This window comes from Brevibacillus sp. AF8 (assembly GCF_021270385.1).
Taxonomy (GTDB): domain Bacteria; phylum Bacillota; class Bacilli; order Brevibacillales; family Brevibacillaceae; genus Brevibacillus.
The window spans coordinates 25,916-42,295 of record NZ_JAGQDN010000034.1 but is presented as its reverse complement, the minus strand read 5'-3'; the positions used below and the strand labels follow the sequence as shown (position 1 = coordinate 42,295).

Below are 16,380 nucleotides of genomic sequence, written 5' to 3'. Positions count from 1 at the left end.
TGGAACAATACCAAAAAGAAATCCCCCAAAAAGGGGGTTTCTCTTCAGTCTGAAAACGCCAATCATGTTGGCGTTTTGCGTTCGTTTGCACATTATAAGCCTACACCTTAAATCGGCGAATCATGTGCTGCAGTTCTTCTGCCATATTGGAAAGAGCTGTCGCTGACGAAGCGATTTCCTCCATAGAAGCGAGCTGCTCCTGTGTAGCAGCGGAAACGTTTTGCGTGCCATCAGCAGTCAAGTCGGAAACTTCTCTGACCAGCTCCATCGCTTGTACGACTTGTTCGGAATGGGCAGACACTTCCTGGGCAGATGCGGACACGTCGTGTATTTGGTCAGCTACTGTACCAATCGAGCTCTGAATTTGACCGAAAGTTTCGCCCGCACGATGAACGACGCGAATTCCTTCTTGTACTTCCCGGGTGCCTGACTCCATCGATTCAACCGCGACTTTTGTATCTGTCTGAATCGTACTGATCAACTGCGCAATTTTTTGGGCGGACTGAGCCGATTGCTCCGCCAGCTTTCGCACCTCATCTGCTACGACCGCGAATCCACGGCCATGCTCTCCTGCGCGTGCTGCTTCAATCGCTGCATTGAGGGCCAGCAGATTGGTCTGATCCGCAATGCCTGTAATGACCTCAATAATCTCTCCGATTGCTTGAGAATGATTGCCCAGACCATCTACCACGGATGCGAGCTCACGCATGGAGGTGTGGATCGCATTCATTTGTTGAACCGCTGCCTGAATCGACTGGTTCCCTTCTCCTGCCATGTTGGCGACTTCGCTCACCATATTGGATGTTTGCTGTGCGTTATTTGCGATTTGGCGAATTCCTCGTGACATATCATCAATGGATTTCGCCCCATTCTCCACACTCGCTACCTGGCGATCGACACCTGCTGCCACTTCTTGAACAGTAAAAGCAATTTGTTCAGTGGCCCTGCTGGTCTGATCTGCACTTGCCGTCAATTGCTCAGCCGATGAGGCTACCTGCTCGGAAGTTCCGCCTACCTGACGAATGACTGTAGTTAAACTTCTAGTCATATCATTGAACGAATTCGCCAGATCCAAAATCTCGTCACGACTCTTGACAACCAATGGCTCCACACGCAAATCACCATCAGCCACTTTCTTCATCTCTTCCATCAAACGCAAGATCGGTCGACGGATGCTTGACGTCAGTACGACAGCTAGCGCCACACACGCAATGATAGAGATAACCAAGAGAATATTTAGGTCCCGCCTGACTGACTCATAAAGTTCCGCACTTTCTGCGCCAGCGCGTTGTGCTCCCTCACTGTTACTCGTCATCATGGCATCCAAATATTTCTTGCGTTCTACAAACAATTCACTGCCTTTTTTCTTGATGCGCTCCAGCTCGGCCATGTCTGCATCCGTAGCTGGTCTTCTGATGTCGACCTTTTTGGCGATTGCCACGTATTGCGGACTGAAATCCTCGTATTTTTGCAGCGCCTGCTTCAATCCTTCAAAATTGTTACGGTCCTCTTCACTGAAGATCGTTTTTTCATAGCTTGCCAATAAGCCGTCCATATAGGCAAATTGTTCATCAACTTGCTTTGCGTACTTGTTCTTGTCATCCATGTTCTCTGTCGTAAGCATGGTTTGCGTAACTCCATAAACGGTTTCCAGCGTCATGTTGATCTTCAAAATATCTTCCAGACCTGGGCGCCAGTTCGTATTCATTTCCACCATCTTCTGATTCATTTGTTCCATCTTGATAATGGTCGTGATCCCCATAAACAGCATAATGACCAGGATCAGCGCGTACGCACTACCCAATTTTTTTCCGATCGTCCATTTCATTTCGTAAACACCACTTTTCTTGACATATGATGATAGCGTAATCTCCTTTTCCCTCCCAACTGATGGAATAAACCTTATTGCGCACAAAAAAATGGATTTTTACACAAAAATTAAAATCCACAATTCAGAAAACTCCTGTAAGATAGATGAAACTAAAGCGGAATGGAGGACTGTTCATGCAAAACTACGACGTCATTATTGTGGGAGCAGGATCGATGGGAATGGCGGCTGGCTACTATCTAGCGAAACAGGGCGTGCGTACACTCATGATCGATGCCTTTGATCCCCCACACACAATGGGCAGCCATCATGGGGATACCCGTATCATTCGCCATGCGTACGGAGAAGGAAAACAGTACGTCCCGCTCGCATTGCGGGCACAACAGTTGTGGTCAGAACTCGAACAAGCATCTGGTATACCGATCTTCGCCAAAACGGGTGTTTTGAACGCTGGACCCTTGAATTGTACTTTCCTGAATGAAATTCGGGAGAGCGCCGAGCAGTACTCCCTTCCCCTGGAAGTACTTAGTGCCGATGAGGTCATGCAACGCTGGCCAGGAATCAATCTGCCTGCTGATTACTACGGTTGCTTGGAGCCTGCTTCAGGTGTGCTTTATTGTGAAAACGGCATTCGTGCCTATCGAGATCTCGCCCTCGCTTCAGGAGCTACACTGTTGACGAACACGCCAGTCACGCAGTTGGAACCAGCAGAAAATGGGTTCATCGTGCATACGGAATCTGCCAGCTACCACGGCGATAAAGTCCTGCTATCCGCCGGTGCTTGGAATGGTTCGCTCCTGGACTCATTGGGCTTGTCCATCCCGCTTAAGCCTACACGCAAAACGGTCGCCTGGTTTGGTGCAGATGAGGGCCAGTACAGTGCGGATGGCTTTCCCGCTTTCATCTTTCGCCTTGATGACTCCATGTTCTACGGATTTCCCAGTTTTGATGGCGCTGGTGTAAAAATCGGACGCCATGACGGAGGACACGCCATCGATCCCGATAAACTGGAACGTACCTTTGGCACCTATTTGTCGGACGAAGGCTGTGTTCGCTCTTTTTTGGAAACGTATATGCCTGGAGCAGCCGGACCATTGCGCCAAGGCAAGGTATGCATCTACACGATGACACCGGATGAGCATTTCGTCATTGACCGTCATCCTCAACATCCACAGCTTGTATTTGCAGCGGGCTTTTCCGGGCACGGTTTTAAATTCGCCAGTGCGATCGGGGAAGCGACCAGCCAACTGCTGGTAGAGGGAGCCTCTTCCCTTGACCTGTCTATGTTTTCTTGGAAGCGATTCTCCTGCCCCTAATAGAGATTGTTCAAAAAGCCTCTCGCCGCATTTCTGGCAGGAGGCTTTTGTTCGTTTTACCACTCCCAAGACAAAGAACCGATCTGCGCTGTAATTCGACTGCTTGCTTGTATGGGATGGCCGAAAGCTCGCATGGTAGAACGACCGTTGTCGTAGGGAAACAAGTAGGCGAAACCAGGCCGAGTCGCCTGATTGACCAGATAGGCTGACCGCATTGCGCCTTCTCTTCGTTGTTCATTCAAAAACGCTACCATCTCATTTGCTCGTTTGATCCCCGCACCATGCCCGTAATACAAGCCATTGCCGAGCACAACTGCATTTTCCCCTTGCCACTGTGGTGTGGCGCGATCGTAATCAGGATTGGCAAAATAAATTACATCACCAGGCAAGAAGGTATTTGTCCTGATTGTTTGCAAGTCCAGATCCTGATCGTACCGCCAGTCATACAGCAAGATGTCCGAAAACATTCTCTCAAAATCCGGTAAACGAATGGACTGTAGGACTGCATGATAAATAATAATGACCATCGCTGTAGCGCATTCCGTGGCGTATTTTTGGCCCTCAAGAAAAATATTGATAATCCCGTTGGATGGCAGTACTCCGGGTCGCAAGCGGAATCCGCCCTGGTCTGTTCGTATCCAGTAAACTGGATTGGCACGAGATTCTTCAAAAGTAGAAAAGGCCAGGCCGCTTTCGTGCAGTGCCAAGGCAGACCTCACCAGATGATCGCGCATGTTCAGTTCAAATTGCAGGAGCTCAGGAGTTGGATATTCAAATCTTTCATCACTACGTGCCATAATCGCTACTGTTTCACGCTGTACCGGATTTAATCCCCATTCCGCTGCCAACGAGGCGGGATTAGCTGGTCTCCCCGCTATGACGATCATATACAACCTCCCCTTCACACACTGTCCTTCTTATTTGTATGCGAAAGCCTATGTCCACGTGATCGACTAAAAAACTATGAGTCAACATAGTGGTGAAGAAGAAAAAGCACAGTTCTCTTCGACTCTGACACGCCAGCAGGGGGGATTCACTGGACGTCTCCACTACAAAAAGGGGACCGTCGAGCCAAAGCCACCCTACGGGCGGAAGTTTCTCAAGGGAGCAGTGTTCGACAAGCGTGGTCTCCTTTTTGTAGTTCCGACTGGGCAGGCGTTGTCAAGGTCTGCGAGTCCTGTGCTTTTTCTTCTTACTAGCCTTGTGCGTTGATCGGTACCTTCTAAAACTTGCACGTTGTGCTCATTGAAAATAGAGTAATAGACTGGAATCCTTGATATGGCGGGAGTTCTTTCACGAAAAATCTTCAGTCTCACAGAATAAGATTTAGACTTGTACCCAAATTTAAAAAGCCGCTGACTAAGACTTGGAAAATAAAGTCTTAGACTGCGGCTGCTTATTTTGCGCTAACGTTCTCCGATAGTTGAAAAGTGCTGTTGATCATGACGATCTATATGTATTCCTAACCTTGGGGAATGTCTTAAAGAAGCTGCCATTATTTCGGCTTCTTAAGACATATGTTGAGGATCAATCACTTATTAATCAAGCATGAGATACCAATAAATTGCTATCTCATCACTATCTTTATCTAGACCTGTGTAGACGTAGGAATCGAAACCTCCGATGACAAAACCACAACTTTCGTTGAATTTACATGCGCGGACATTATTATTTTGTTTCTCCAGCATGATTCCCGTCATACCGCCATCCTTCATCCAGCGTTTAGCCTGATCGATTAGTTTTTTACCGACATGGTATCCTCTATATTGCTTATCAACTTTAATATCTTGACATAGGCATATTTGTTCCAATTTCTTTTCAAAACAATCCGACCCACAACTTGATTAATTTACGAGCGCTACATAAATGATTTGATGGGGATTGCCGATATAGTTGGAATCATCCTCAACAGTATCTTCTTCAAGCTGTTCATCATCTTAGCTTTTATTCCTAAGAGGTCTCTCCTTCACCAATTATCCGATTCGCTGTCCCACTAGTTGCAAGACAAGGGTAAAGTCCACGATAAAGCTGTACAATCATTGCTTAGCAGGTGCGACAGCTATTTCATCGTTAAACCCGTTAGCTTAGTGATGCCCACGACAGTCTAATACTTTATTTTCCGGTCTAACACTTAATTTTTCAGTCCACAGTGCTTCTTCCCTACCACAACTTATAACTCAACTTTTGCACCTGATTAGACGATGTGAAAGCAACGCAAGCACGGTGTAACCTCAATAGAAATAGTTCTCTTGACAGAATACCAAAAAATCAAAAAAACCTACGGGATGCGTTGGGGTATTGAAGTATTCTTTAAAACGGTAAAGTCTTTAATGCGTCTTCAGAAGGAATTTCAAGGTCGGTCCTTCGATCTATTAATTAGCCATACAACCATTGTATTTGTACGCTATATTGTACTCTCTTAGGAACACCGCTCTAGCAATGATACGAGGACGTTAGACGGACTATTTTCGAATTAGTGATGAAGTTAGCCAATTGGAATTGGTGATTGCTTTGCAGACACTGCTCGACTTCATAGAATATACAGTCAAGAAAGCCAACAAAAAAAATCACAAATTTAATCAAAGTACAACTACAACAATGGATGTCAGGATTTCCTAATTAAATCAAGGCCTACCTGTCTATTTCGTGCTGCGAAAGTTGAGTTATAAATCACTTTTTCGTAGAATTCACCTGTAAAATCTCTTTAGCGTAGGTTTTATGACATTTGGCTTAAAAAACCATTTTACATTAAAACTTTAATATTATATTATTAACATATATTTACATATTTTGGATAAAAAGGAGGCAAGCATACATTTTTAAATGTATGCAAATAATTATGAAACGTAAAAGTATCATTAGTTCTTTTCTAGTTATGGTATTACTTTTCTTAACCCCAGCTTATTCGCTCGCTTCTGGAATCGACAATTCTAACGTTGATACGGATCAGGTAATTACTAAAGACACCGTTAGGGAGTTCATTGATACCTTAACAGAATCAGATTACGAGCAAGATCCGTATTTAGAAAGGACTGTTAGTGAATTAGAGGAATTACTATCTAAAGACGATGAATTCTCTCTCCAAGAAGTAAATGAGATACTTGATAAGTATACCAACCAATCAAAAAGCGAAATGGATTTAGATGATTTTGAAACACTTCAAAATGAATTAGCGAGAATAGATGAATCAGCACAAGAATTTTATTCGGAAAACTATGATTTTTATGAACAAAATGGTTACTTCCCTGAGGAAGATGAATCTATGTCATTCACAGTAAGAAGTACTAACTCTATGGCCCTTGCTCTTTTAAAGCAATATGGGGTTAGATGGACTGAAAGCCAGTTAGTTGCAAGATTAGCAACATTAGGAGCTATTGCTGCTATTGATGGTCCAGTGCCAGTAGGGGACTTTATTGCGCTAATTGGCGGTGCTGTTATTCTTAGTCCACACTTCGACAATTATGTTGACAATTTAAATGGTATTAAAGATTTTCTTGAAAGTGTTTCGTTGAGAGATGCCATTTCTAGAGTTACTGGCGGAGTTGAAATGACTAATGAGATGGAACATGAAATCAGAAGAAATAGAGTTAAACATTTTACAGCTAGATTAGCTTTTAATGGTTATGGTGGTGTTCAAGTACAAAATCCCATTTCATTAAGTGCTGCTCAATTACGTGCTCGTAATGGGAAAGACACCTTTAGTGTTAGAAAAAGTCGTGCAGAACGGGTAGTTGATCAAGATGGGTATTCGTTTTATGATGAAGGTGCGCATCTCGGTCTAGGACAACTTGCCAATCTCCCCCATTACCATTTGACAGAAGAGGGAAATTTAAATAATAAATTAAGTGGTCATCACTTTTTTCCATACGACCCACTTGATTAGGATGTCTACTTACTCTCCCGAGTGAATATTCTCATTTCGGAAAGACTAAAACAAACCTCTCCGCTCACATAATTGTGATGTTGAGGTTTGTTTTTACTCTATTGCTATCAACTTTTTCTGATACAATGACTTCATCCTATAAGATAGGTTGGTGTGACAGTAATGAAGAATGAGCGTCAACCTTACACTGATTTTAGAGAAATGTACCGCGATATCGATTTAGCAGCAGAAGCTTACTATAACGAGTTTTCCCATGCCTACAAGACGGATGGGCGATTCCCTGAAGTATACACGATCGAGCAAACGAAAAGAGCTTCTAGTGCCATCCAACTTCTTCAACTCTTGGAATGGGAATGGAACCCGGTTCGTTTACTGGCATTACTATCGACAGTAGGTGCTGCCCTAGGAATCGGACGCCCTATACCTGTTTATGATTTTTGTTCAATGATTGAAGGTGCGGCGATAATAGGTTCTCCATATTTAGACTACTATACCAAAAAGAAAGACATTCTTATAGCTACGTTGGAGATGTTTGCAAATGAGGAACCATAGAAGTTAAAAAGCACGTTATACCGTTAAACCCCGCCTCGACTCTGATAGAGCTTTTGGCGGGGTTTGGCAATTTGCAGAGTGCCTAATTTGCACTCTGGTAAATTTATTTTTTATAAATGCCTATTTACCAAAAAATCCCCCGCCTGTTTGAGCAGACGAGGGATTTCCGTTTTAGCCTTGTGCTTGTTTGACTGAATGTGCTGTCGGAGTCGTGACATGCTTTAAGCGTGAGAACATATAGCAGCCGACAATGACGATTACACTGCCGAGCACTTGGATGATGGTCATACGCTCCCCGAGCAAAAGAAATGCGAGGATGGCCGTAAAAACAGGATTGAAATTGAGGAACATACCTGCTGAGGTTGCGCCAACCTTTTGTACACCGATATTCCACAATACCATGCTGACGACAGTCGCCATTACACCAACGTAGAACAGCGACAGCCAGAACGTCCAGTCTGTGTTGCTGATCGTAAATGTAGTGACATTAAAGGGCAGCATCAGCGCAACACCGAAAATCCCCGAGTACAGCGTGGACATCATCGGCGAGACGGTCTTCATCGCCCACCGCGCGCATACGGAGTAAATCCCCCACATGGCGACAGCGGCGAGCATCCACAAATCGCCCGTGTTGAAATGCAACTGGGACAAGTGTGCGAAGTCTCCTTTGGTCATCACCACAAGCACGCCTGTAAACGAAATCAGCATCGCGACAATCTGCAACGGTCGAATTTTATCGCCCATCAGCAAAAAGGAAAAAATCGCAATTGAAACTGGATTCAGCGTGGACAATAGCCCGACATTGGTCGCGTCTGTCCGCTCAAGGGCCCAGAACATGAATAAATTAAAAAGTGCTACGCCGGTTACTCCCATCACGATCAAAGGAAGGAGTGCTTCTCGCGTTGGAAAAATCCGCTTTTCGCGTATCCAAACAACGGGCAACAAACAAACAACAGCAATGAGCCAGCGCAAATTGGTCAACGTCAAGGAAGACGCGTGCCCGACAAGAAATTTACCGACAACAAAATTTCCTCCCCAAAGGAAGCTGGTACAGAGTAATAGGACGATATATAGCGGTCTCATGTTGCCTCCTGCCAAGATGAAAGAGTTATGAAGCTTTTATTTGTCCTCTATCATACACCTTTCGCCAGCATTTGGGCGGTCATGATACACTTCCATTTTTATCCTTTACCAGAAGCAATCCACTTCTCCATGAAAATTAGTTCGTCACGCTCATACCCAAGCTGATTGTAAAAAGCTTGTACACCATGATTGGCCGGCTCGATCAACAGATTAATCTTTTCACACCCGATATTCGCCAGCCGCTTTTCCAGCTCATCCATCAGCCTGCTCCCTATGTCTTGTCCTTGGAAATCCGGATCGACTGCCAGATGATTCACCCATCCTCGCCGTCCGTCATAGCTGCCCATTACAGCTGCTATCATCCTTTCCTCCTCATTCATTGCCACCAAGAAAAGCTCTGCGTCTCGCTCCAGCTTTTTACGCAATCCCTCACGTGTATCCGAGCAAGAAAGCTGTAATCCGGCTCGTTGCCATAGCTGAATGACGTCCTCGTATTGTTGCAAAGAGAATGATTCAATTCTCATGTTTGCTCACCACTATCTTGTGTATTTTTATTCACTTGATTCTATTTTTATACGATTATTGTAATACAAAAAGGGGCTATCTAACAGCCCCTTCCTTCACACAGCCAGCCACGACATAATCACGGGCAGCAAGGCAAACGCCCACACTACTGTAATCATCGCTCCGGCGATCACAGCCAAAGTCGCACTGCTTCCTTCTGTTTCCCCACGCTCAAACGCTTTTACCATCCCCAACGCATGTGCACCCATTCCGTACATCAAGCCAATGGAAACAGGATGACGGAGCCTCATTCTCTTGATGATCTTGGGAGCAAGAAAAACGCCTGCGAAGCTGGTCAGCATGCCAAATACCGCTGTCATCGTAGGCATTCCGCCAATCGCCTCGGTTACGCTCACCGCAATAGGCAGAGTAATCGAGCGAGGAATGACGCTAATCGCCGCTTCTTTTCCCAATCCGACGAGCATCGTCGTAGATACTCCTGCAATGATGGCAATCAGGGAACCCGTAGCGAGACTCGTCAAAATCATCCGGCGATGCGTCATTAACACCGACCAATTTCGGTACAGCGGAATCGCAAACGCCACTGTGACTACGCTCATCATCTCACTAATGAGCGAGGTTGCTTCACTATACACCTGATAAGGAATGCCTGCGAAAAGCAAAAACAGAATCAATCCAATCGGCGCCAAAACAGCCGGAGAAAACAGCAAAGACGGTCTTTTCTTATTGAAACGTTTGGCCCCATAGAAGAAAAAGAGTGTCAGAATCACGCTAGATGTTTTCCACAGGATCATGCTGTTTCACCTCTCCACGATTGAACATGCGCTCAGCAACAACACCTGTCGAAATCATCACAAGCGCACAACCGCTCACGACGACCACAAGCACCAGCAATCCTTTTATACCTAATAACCATGGATACTGCATCATCCCGACCAGCGATGGTACGAAAAACAGGATCATCTGCGAGAATAACAGAGTCGCTCCTGCTTCCACCCATTGTAGACGAATCAAGCCGGTATATAGACAAATGAACAAAAGCGCGAGTCCGATCAGACTGCCGGGAACTGGAAGGTGAAAAAACAAGCTCACCCATTTCCCAAGCCAGGTGAAGCCGAACAAAAGCAAAACTTGTGCGATGATGGAGAACCATCTTTTCATCGAGACCACCCCAGTTGCTCTACAAAGGTTGTTCAAAAAGTTACTGTTTGAACGAGTTACCTTCATTCTAAGCCGTCCCGATTCCATTCGTACAATACATAAAAATCATCATTTCTATTCCATTTGGTTATGACTGTACATTTTCTCTACAAACGATATAAAAGCCTTTGTCGCATGCGATAAATACCCTTCTTTTCGATAAATCAAGGCATACTGCCAGTCAATCACCGGGTACGAAATGTTGACAGTGTGCAATTGTCCGTTATTCAAGCGTCTCACGATGGATCGTGGAATGAGTGAGATCCCCAGCTGGGTAGCCACCATCTCTCCGACAAAATCCCATAAAGAGCTCATGTAAGCGACTTTCGGTTCAAAGCCGGACAGCTTGCACGCTTGGCGCACCACATCATGCATCGCGTACTCTTCGGTAAACAAAATGAAAGCCTCGTCCTTGAGCTGTTCCAAGCTCACCTCATCGACTCCCGCGAGCCAATGCTCCCGATGCACGATCGCGACGAGGTCTTCTGCGAGCAAGGGAACCGCCACAAATTTTTCCTGATCCGTTGGAAGAACGGTTAATGCTACATCGATGCTGCCTTGCTCCATTTGGATTTCAAGCAGCTTGGCGCTGTATTCCTTCATCTCGATATCGATGCCTGGATACTGCTTTTTAAACAAGGCAATCACATTCGGCAAGAGAAAAGAACCCACTGTCGGCATCATACCCAGTTTGACCCGACCACGCTCGACATTTCGCAATTCTGCAATCGCCGACGACATGCCTTCCATAAGCTGCAACACTTTGGTCGCATAGCTGTAGACCATTTCCCCAGCGTCTGTCAGATCCATTTTCCGCTCCGTCCGATCCAGCAGAACTACCTCTAGCTCTTCTTCCAATGCCTTGATCATTTTGCTGATAGAAGGCTGGGAGACGTGGAGGGATTGCGCGGCCTTCGTAAAGTTTTTATGTTTAACTACTTCCACAAAGTATTGCAGCTGTCGAATATCCATGATGCCCTCCGTCTTCGTCCAATCAAAAGCGTTAGCTACAGATTACCACAGGCTAGAGTATGCGAAAAAGCCAGGTACGCAGTCGCGCCCTGGCTTTTCCTCCAGCGTGAGTTACTTCACGGTTACTTGTATTTTTACAACTTTTCCATTATACGTCGCCGCAATCGTTGCACGACCTGCTTTTACAGCCGTGATCTTGCCATCCGCTACAGTCACAACGGAGCTGTTCGTAGAGATCCAGTCTGCATCGGTTGTGACGTCAACCTTGGTTTTGTCGGTATAGATAACAGATACCTTCAAGTCTTTTGATTCGCCGACTTTGAGATCGGCCTTTTTCATGTCAAATTCCAATTTGGAGATGACAGCAGACTCTACAGGGATCGAGATCGTCTTACCACCGTAAGTTGCTTTGATTCTCGTTTTGCCTGAGCCTACAGTTGTCACGACTCCGTTTTCAACTGTGGCGACTTTTGCATCGTCGGATGTCCACTTGGCTTTGCTTGTTACATCGACTTTTTCTTTGGTAGACAGGGTAGCCAGCAGCGTAATCGACTGGGTAGTGTCTGGACGCAGGTACAGCTTTTTCTTATCACTGTCCAGCTTGGAGACGACATCCACCTCTACTGGAATGGATACGCTTTTTCCACCGTACTTCACTTTGAGCTTCGCTGTGCCCGAGCCTACTGCCGTAACCAACCCATTCGCTACCGTTACGATCTCTGTATCATTGCTTTCCCACTCTGCCTGAGCCGTTACATCAGCAGTAGACTTGTCAGAGAAGGTCGCAGTTGCGTTTACCTGTTTCGTGCCTCCCACGCCGAGAGCCAGTTTCTTCTGATCAGCAGTGAGCTTGGAAATCACATCGATCTCAACAGGGACATTCACACTTTTGCCCCCAAAGCTTGCTTTCACTCTTGTTTTCCCGGAACTAACTGCTGTAACCAAGCCCTTGTCAACGCTTGCGATGTCACTGTCAGAGGAAGTCCACTCCGCTTGCTGTGTGACGTCTTCCGTTGTTTTATCTGTGTATTGAACGCGGACGTTCAACTGCTGTGTCCCCGCTTTTTTCAACTTTACTGTCTTTGTATCAACCACAAGCTTGGAAATCTTCTTCTGCGTACTTGTCGTCGAAGAATTTGCCAATGCCGGTACTTGACCGACACCGGAAAAGATTAGCCCAACGGTAACAGCCGTAGCGAGCATCCCTTTTTGCCAGTTTTTCATACTCACATCCCTCTCCTTTTCCTCTCTACTTTTCCACCATTTCCTATATCGGCTAAACAGCCGTACTTGTTGAATACAAAATGGCCAAGCAAGTCATGCTTCTTCTGCCCATCTCCCTGCCAAGGGTGCAAAGTGTTGCATTGCCAAAGCTCCTGCTCCCATCACGATCGCCTCCCCCTTCAATTCAGAAGGAATGACACGGAATTTCCCCTTGAATGGCTCCCAGATCACTTGATCGCTATGCTCCTCGACCAAGTCAATGATTTCGCGATAATTCTCCACCAAATCACCGCTTACTATCACGGTATCTGGATTGTACATGCATACAATATTGTTAATCGTGATTCCGAGGTACAACGCAGTACGTGAGACAATTTCCTTCGCCCAGCGCTCTTCGTTTCTCGCCGCCGCGAAAACCTGTCGGACATCACTGACATCCTTCACCCGACGCGCTTCTATGATCAAAGAATTTTCGTCTATGTAGGTTTGCAGGCATCCTCGTTTTCCGCATTCGCACAGATTCCCATTCGGATCAAGCGTTGTATGCCCCAGCTCTCCTGCGCTATTGGAGCCCCCGCGAAACACTTCGCCATTGATAATCAACGCAGAACCGATACCCGTGCCAATGCCGATCAGGGCTGTCTTGTTCGAGCCTTTGGCAGATCCGTACAAGTACTCCGAGAGAATTTTCACCTTCAAATCGTTGTCGATAACGGTTTTGATTTTCAGCCTTTTTTCAATCAGGCTGGCGAACGCTACGTCCTTCCAGTCCAGCGTAGTGGATAGCTGAACAATCCCTCGCTCATAATTGATCACCCCAGGCATTCCAATGCCGATCCCGACCACTTTTTCTAGCGGAATACCGGTCTGGTTGAGCATCCCTTCGATCTCGTTACAAATCAGTTCAGCCGTTTCTTCCGGTGTAGAATCCTGTGTTTTATGATCCATCCGGTGCTGTGCAATAATCGCTTCGCTAAAGTCCATGATCCCAAAGCTGATGCGTTTTTTTGCCATATCCACGCCAATTGTATAAATGCCTCCCGGCTCGATGTCGAGCATGATTGCCTTCCTACCCACACCTGATGAGGTAAGCTCTGTCTCTCGAATCAGTCCTTCTTCGCACAGCTCGCTGACAAATCTGCCAATCGAGGTGGCACTCATCCGCGTAATTTTGGCGATTTCCGCACGCGATATCGGTCTTTGCTTTTTGATAATGTCGAGGATCATTTGCTTGTTATGCTGCTTGGTGACGTCCTGATCTTGTTTCATGATTTTTTTCATCATACAAAACTCCCATCTTGCTTGAATTCCCGGTAGTATTCCTGCGCGATTATTCTCACACTACCTGTCGCCATTTATTACGTCAACCGGGCCAAACAAAAACCATCCGAATCACCTCGGATGGCTGCTACGTTGCTATCGCTTGTTGTTGTTCAAATCATACGGTGTCTCTTGGTAAACATAATAGTTTAACCAGTTGGAAAACATCAAATTCGCATGTGCGCGCCAAGTGACGATGGGCTCGCGGCTTGGATCGTCCTTTGGATAGTAATTACGCGGAACAGCTATATCCAAGCCTTTGTTCACATCCCGCTGGTACTCATCTTGCAGGGTCGTCGGATCGTACTCGGAATGTCCTGTCACGAAAATTTGTCTGCCATCCCTCGTCGCTACGATGTAAACCCCTGCTTCATCAGACTCGGACAAAATCTCCAGTTCAGGCACTTGCTCGATGTCTTCCCTGCGATTTTCGGTATGCCTGGAATGCGGGATGTGGAAGTAGTTGTCAAATCCGCGGAACAGCTTCACATTTTGCTTATTGAGTGTATGAGGGAAGATTCCGAACATTTTTTCTGGCAAAGGATGCTTCGGAACGCCAAAGTGGTGGTAAAGACCCGCTTGTGCTCCCCAACAAATATGCAGGGTCGACGTGACGTTCTCCATTTTCCAATCGAGAATTTCTGTTAGCTCCTGCCAATACGTGACGTCTGTGAACTCGAGCTGTTCGACTGGCGCTCCGGTGATGATCATGCCATCAAATCGCTGGTCACGGATCTCCTCAAACGTTTTATAAAACATCGATAAATGTTCTTCCGACGTATTTTTGGATGTATGACTGGACATGTGCAATAGCACGATTTCCACCTGTAGCGGTGTATTCCCCAGGAGACGGAGCAACTGTGTTTCCGTTGTTTCCTTCACGGGCATGAGGTTGAGAATGACGATCCTGAGCGGTCGTATGTCCTGCGTGAAAGCACGACTATCCTTCATCACAAAAATATTTTCTTGGGCGAGTATTTCCGTTGCAGGCAATTCGTCGGGCAATTTGATTGGCATAAAGATCCCCCTTTCCATCCTTTGAACACAGGTAGAAAAACAATAATCCGACAAATTCGACAAAAATACTTGCCTTCCTGCTAATCCCGCAGGGGAAAATGAAAAAATCCCCTTGCAAGCAAGTTGCAAGAGGTCTCTTCCCTTAAATCCAGCCGCGCGCTTCCATCGCCTCCGTAATTCGCAAAAGCGAGATCATATAAGCTCCCGTGCGTAAGTCCACCTTGTATTGATCTGAGAGCTCTTTCACGGCCCGATAAGCGTTAATCATGGTCGTTTGCAGCTTTTCGTTTACCTCAACCTCGGACCAGTAGTAATTCATCAGGTTTTGCACCCATTCAAAATAAGAAACGGTTACGCCACCTGCATTGGCGAGAATATCCGGGATCACGGTAATCCCTTTTTCCCGCAAAATGGCATCTGCATCGGGTGTAGTAGGTCCGTTAGCCGCTTCTGCAATCCACTTGGCCTGAATGTTGTGGGCATTCGCTGCTGTGATGACATTTTCCAACGCGGCCGGGATCAGAATATCCACTTCGAGCTCCAACAGCTGTTCATTGGAGATGACCGTACCACCTGCATACTCCAATATAGTGGCGTTGTCCTTTAACTGGCCTACCTTTTCAATGTCCAAGCCGACAGCATCATAAATTCCTCCGCGTGAGTCACTGACCGCCACGATTTTGAAGCCCAGCTCTGTTAAAAGCCTCGCTGCTATTCTTCCCGCATTGCCAAAGCCTTGAATCGCGACTGTTGTTTGTTCCGGCTTGCGCCCAGAATCTTTTAACGCCTCCAATATTGTAAAGACACATCCCCGGGCAGTCGCTTCGTTTCTTCCCTTGGAGCCGCCGACCGAGAGAGGTTTTCCCGTGATCACTCCCGGAGAATAGCTGCCTTTTAATCGACTGTACGTATCCATCATCCAGCCCATGATTTGTGGGGTCGTATACACATCAGGTGCAGGTATGTCTGTCTCAGGTCCGACAATATCAGCGATAGCTTCCATGAAGCCGCGGCTGACTCGCTCCAGCTCATTTTTGCTGAACTCGTGAGGATCACATATGACACCGCCTTTTCCGCCGCCATAAGGAAGACCAACCACGCCACATTTGAATGACATCCACATGGAGAGCGCCTTGACTTCATCCATCGTCACATCAGGATGAAAGCGAATCCCGCCTTTGGTCGGTCCTACCGCATCATTATGCTGTGATCGGTAGCCTTCAAAGACACGCACGCTGCCATCGTCCATCTTGACAGGAAAGCTGACGGCCAATACGCGTTTGGGTCGCTTTAAAATTTCTACAGCATCGCTACGCAAACCCAACAATGCCGCTGCAGCATCAATCTGTTTTTGCACAATTTCGTATGGATTCAGGTTTTCTTTCTCTACAGTATTTAGCATCTCTCTTCCTCCCCAATACTTTTCGCATGCATTTTCTACATCACCTTGGCGCAGAGCT

15 protein-coding genes and 1 pseudogene are annotated in these 16,380 nt (G+C 46.3%); 4 read left to right on the top strand and 12 right to left on the bottom strand.

Features of this window, described 5'->3' with window-relative positions:
- Positions 1 to 100 precede the first annotated feature (100 nt).
- Positions 101 to 1,828, bottom strand: coding sequence for a methyl-accepting chemotaxis protein (locus tag KB186_RS27425; RefSeq protein WP_232774780.1), 1,728 nt, complete (start codon positions 1,826 to 1,828; stop codon positions 101 to 103).
- 176 nt (positions 1,829 to 2,004) lie between these two features.
- Between KB186_RS27425 and solA the strand changes: the two genes are divergently transcribed.
- The gene (gene solA / locus KB186_RS27420; RefSeq protein ID WP_232774779.1) at positions 2,005 to 3,144 is read left to right on the top strand and encodes an N-methyl-L-tryptophan oxidase; all 1,140 of its coding nucleotides are present in this window, start codon (positions 2,005 to 2,007) and stop codon (positions 3,142 to 3,144) included.
- A 56-nt stretch (positions 3,145 to 3,200) separates the two neighbouring features.
- Here solA and KB186_RS27415 read toward each other — a convergent pair whose 3' ends face one another.
- Together KB186_RS27415 and KB186_RS28515 are read right to left on the bottom strand one after the other, a co-directional pair.
- Positions 3,201 to 4,031: a protein-glutamine gamma-glutamyltransferase gene (locus KB186_RS27415; RefSeq protein ID WP_232774778.1), complete on the bottom strand. Its 831-nt coding sequence runs from the start codon at positions 4,029 to 4,031 to the stop codon at positions 3,201 to 3,203.
- 651 nt (positions 4,032 to 4,682) lie between these two features.
- On the bottom strand, positions 4,683 to 4,955 hold the full coding sequence (locus KB186_RS28515) for a GNAT family N-acetyltransferase (RefSeq protein ID WP_330873239.1): 273 nt from the start codon (positions 4,953 to 4,955) through the stop codon (positions 4,683 to 4,685).
- Between the two features lie 450 nt (positions 4,956 to 5,405).
- Here KB186_RS28515 and KB186_RS28545 point away from each other — a divergent pair.
- The 3 genes and pseudogenes from KB186_RS28545 to KB186_RS27400 all read left to right on the top strand — a co-directional run.
- A pseudogene (locus KB186_RS28545) lies at positions 5,406 to 5,767 on the top strand (IS4 family transposase); the annotation flags it as partial.
- 216 nt (positions 5,768 to 5,983) lie between these two features.
- Positions 5,984 to 7,027, top strand: coding sequence for a hypothetical protein (locus KB186_RS27405; RefSeq protein ID WP_232774777.1), 1,044 nt, complete (start codon positions 5,984 to 5,986; stop codon positions 7,025 to 7,027).
- A 162-nt stretch (positions 7,028 to 7,189) separates the two neighbouring features.
- Positions 7,190 to 7,579, top strand: coding sequence for a hypothetical protein (locus tag KB186_RS27400; protein ID WP_232774776.1), 390 nt, complete (start codon positions 7,190 to 7,192; stop codon positions 7,577 to 7,579).
- 171 nt (positions 7,580 to 7,750) lie between these two features.
- On the opposite strand, the gene KB186_RS27395 is transcribed toward KB186_RS27400, so the two are convergent.
- From KB186_RS27395 to KB186_RS27355, 9 genes are all read right to left on the bottom strand, one after another.
- Entirely contained in the window at positions 7,751 to 8,662 is a 912-nt protein-coding gene (locus KB186_RS27395) for a DMT family transporter (protein WP_232774775.1), read from the bottom strand.
- A 98-nt stretch (positions 8,663 to 8,760) separates the two neighbouring features.
- Positions 8,761 to 9,186: a GNAT family acetyltransferase gene (locus KB186_RS27390; RefSeq protein ID WP_221868350.1), complete on the bottom strand. Its 426-nt coding sequence runs from the start codon at positions 9,184 to 9,186 to the stop codon at positions 8,761 to 8,763.
- A 96-nt stretch (positions 9,187 to 9,282) separates the two neighbouring features.
- Positions 9,283 to 9,981 carry an LrgB family protein gene (locus KB186_RS27385; protein ID WP_232774774.1) on the bottom strand — a complete coding sequence of 233 codons (699 nt, stop codon included), beginning with the start codon at positions 9,979 to 9,981 and terminating at the stop codon, positions 9,283 to 9,285.
- Positions 9,959 to 10,348, bottom strand: coding sequence for a CidA/LrgA family protein (locus tag KB186_RS27380; protein ID WP_173611242.1), 390 nt, complete (start codon positions 10,346 to 10,348; stop codon positions 9,959 to 9,961). The genes KB186_RS27385 and KB186_RS27380 overlap by 23 nt, the downstream gene beginning before the upstream one ends.
- Before the next feature lie 114 nt (positions 10,349 to 10,462).
- A complete protein-coding gene (locus KB186_RS27375) occupies positions 10,463 to 11,359 on the bottom strand; it encodes a LysR family transcriptional regulator (protein ID WP_232774773.1) in 897 nt (298 codons plus the stop codon).
- A gap of 111 nt (positions 11,360 to 11,470) precedes the next feature.
- Entirely contained in the window at positions 11,471 to 12,583 is a 1,113-nt protein-coding gene (locus KB186_RS27370) for an Ig-like domain-containing protein (protein WP_173611240.1), read from the bottom strand.
- 93 nt (positions 12,584 to 12,676) lie between these two features.
- Entirely contained in the window at positions 12,677 to 13,867 is a 1,191-nt protein-coding gene (locus KB186_RS27365; RefSeq protein ID WP_232774772.1) for an ROK family transcriptional regulator, read from the bottom strand.
- A gap of 132 nt (positions 13,868 to 13,999) precedes the next feature.
- Entirely contained in the window at positions 14,000 to 14,920 is a 921-nt protein-coding gene (gene metA / locus KB186_RS27360; protein WP_106785588.1) for a homoserine O-acetyltransferase MetA, read from the bottom strand.
- A gap of 142 nt (positions 14,921 to 15,062) precedes the next feature.
- A complete protein-coding gene (locus KB186_RS27355; protein ID WP_232774771.1) occupies positions 15,063 to 16,322 on the bottom strand; it encodes a Glu/Leu/Phe/Val family dehydrogenase in 1,260 nt (419 codons plus the stop codon).
- Positions 16,323 to 16,380: the final 58 nt, after the last annotated feature.

Coding starts and splice junctions, on each gene's coding strand:
- KB186_RS27425 (WP_232774780.1), bottom strand. CDS start 1,828: ATGAAATGGACGATCGGAAAAAAATTGGGTAGTGCGTACGCGCTGATC.
- solA (WP_232774779.1), top strand. CDS start 2,005: ATGCAAAACTACGACGTCATTATTGTGGGAGCAGGATCGATGGGAATG.
- KB186_RS27415 (WP_232774778.1), bottom strand. CDS start 4,031: ATGATCGTCATAGCGGGGAGACCAGCTAATCCCGCCTCGTTGGCAGCG.
- KB186_RS27405 (WP_232774777.1), top strand. CDS start 5,984: ATGAAACGTAAAAGTATCATTAGTTCTTTTCTAGTTATGGTATTACTT.
- KB186_RS27400 (WP_232774776.1), top strand. CDS start 7,190: ATGAAGAATGAGCGTCAACCTTACACTGATTTTAGAGAAATGTACCGC.
- KB186_RS27395 (WP_232774775.1), bottom strand. CDS start 8,662: ATGAGACCGCTATATATCGTCCTATTACTCTGTACCAGCTTCCTTTGG.
- KB186_RS27390 (WP_221868350.1), bottom strand. CDS start 9,186: ATGAGAATTGAATCATTCTCTTTGCAACAATACGAGGACGTCATTCAG.
- KB186_RS27385 (WP_232774774.1), bottom strand. CDS start 9,981: ATGATCCTGTGGAAAACATCTAGCGTGATTCTGACACTCTTTTTCTTC.
- KB186_RS27380 (WP_173611242.1), bottom strand. CDS start 10,348: ATGAAAAGATGGTTCTCCATCATCGCACAAGTTTTGCTTTTGTTCGGC.
- KB186_RS27375 (WP_232774773.1), bottom strand. CDS start 11,359: ATGGATATTCGACAGCTGCAATACTTTGTGGAAGTAGTTAAACATAAA.
- KB186_RS27370 (WP_173611240.1), bottom strand. CDS start 12,583: ATGAAAAACTGGCAAAAAGGGATGCTCGCTACGGCTGTTACCGTTGGG.
- KB186_RS27365 (WP_232774772.1), bottom strand. CDS start 13,867: ATGATGAAAAAAATCATGAAACAAGATCAGGACGTCACCAAGCAGCAT.
- metA (WP_106785588.1), bottom strand. CDS start 14,920: ATGCCAATCAAATTGCCCGACGAATTGCCTGCAACGGAAATACTCGCC.
- KB186_RS27355 (WP_232774771.1), bottom strand. CDS start 16,322: ATGCTAAATACTGTAGAGAAAGAAAACCTGAATCCATACGAAATTGTG.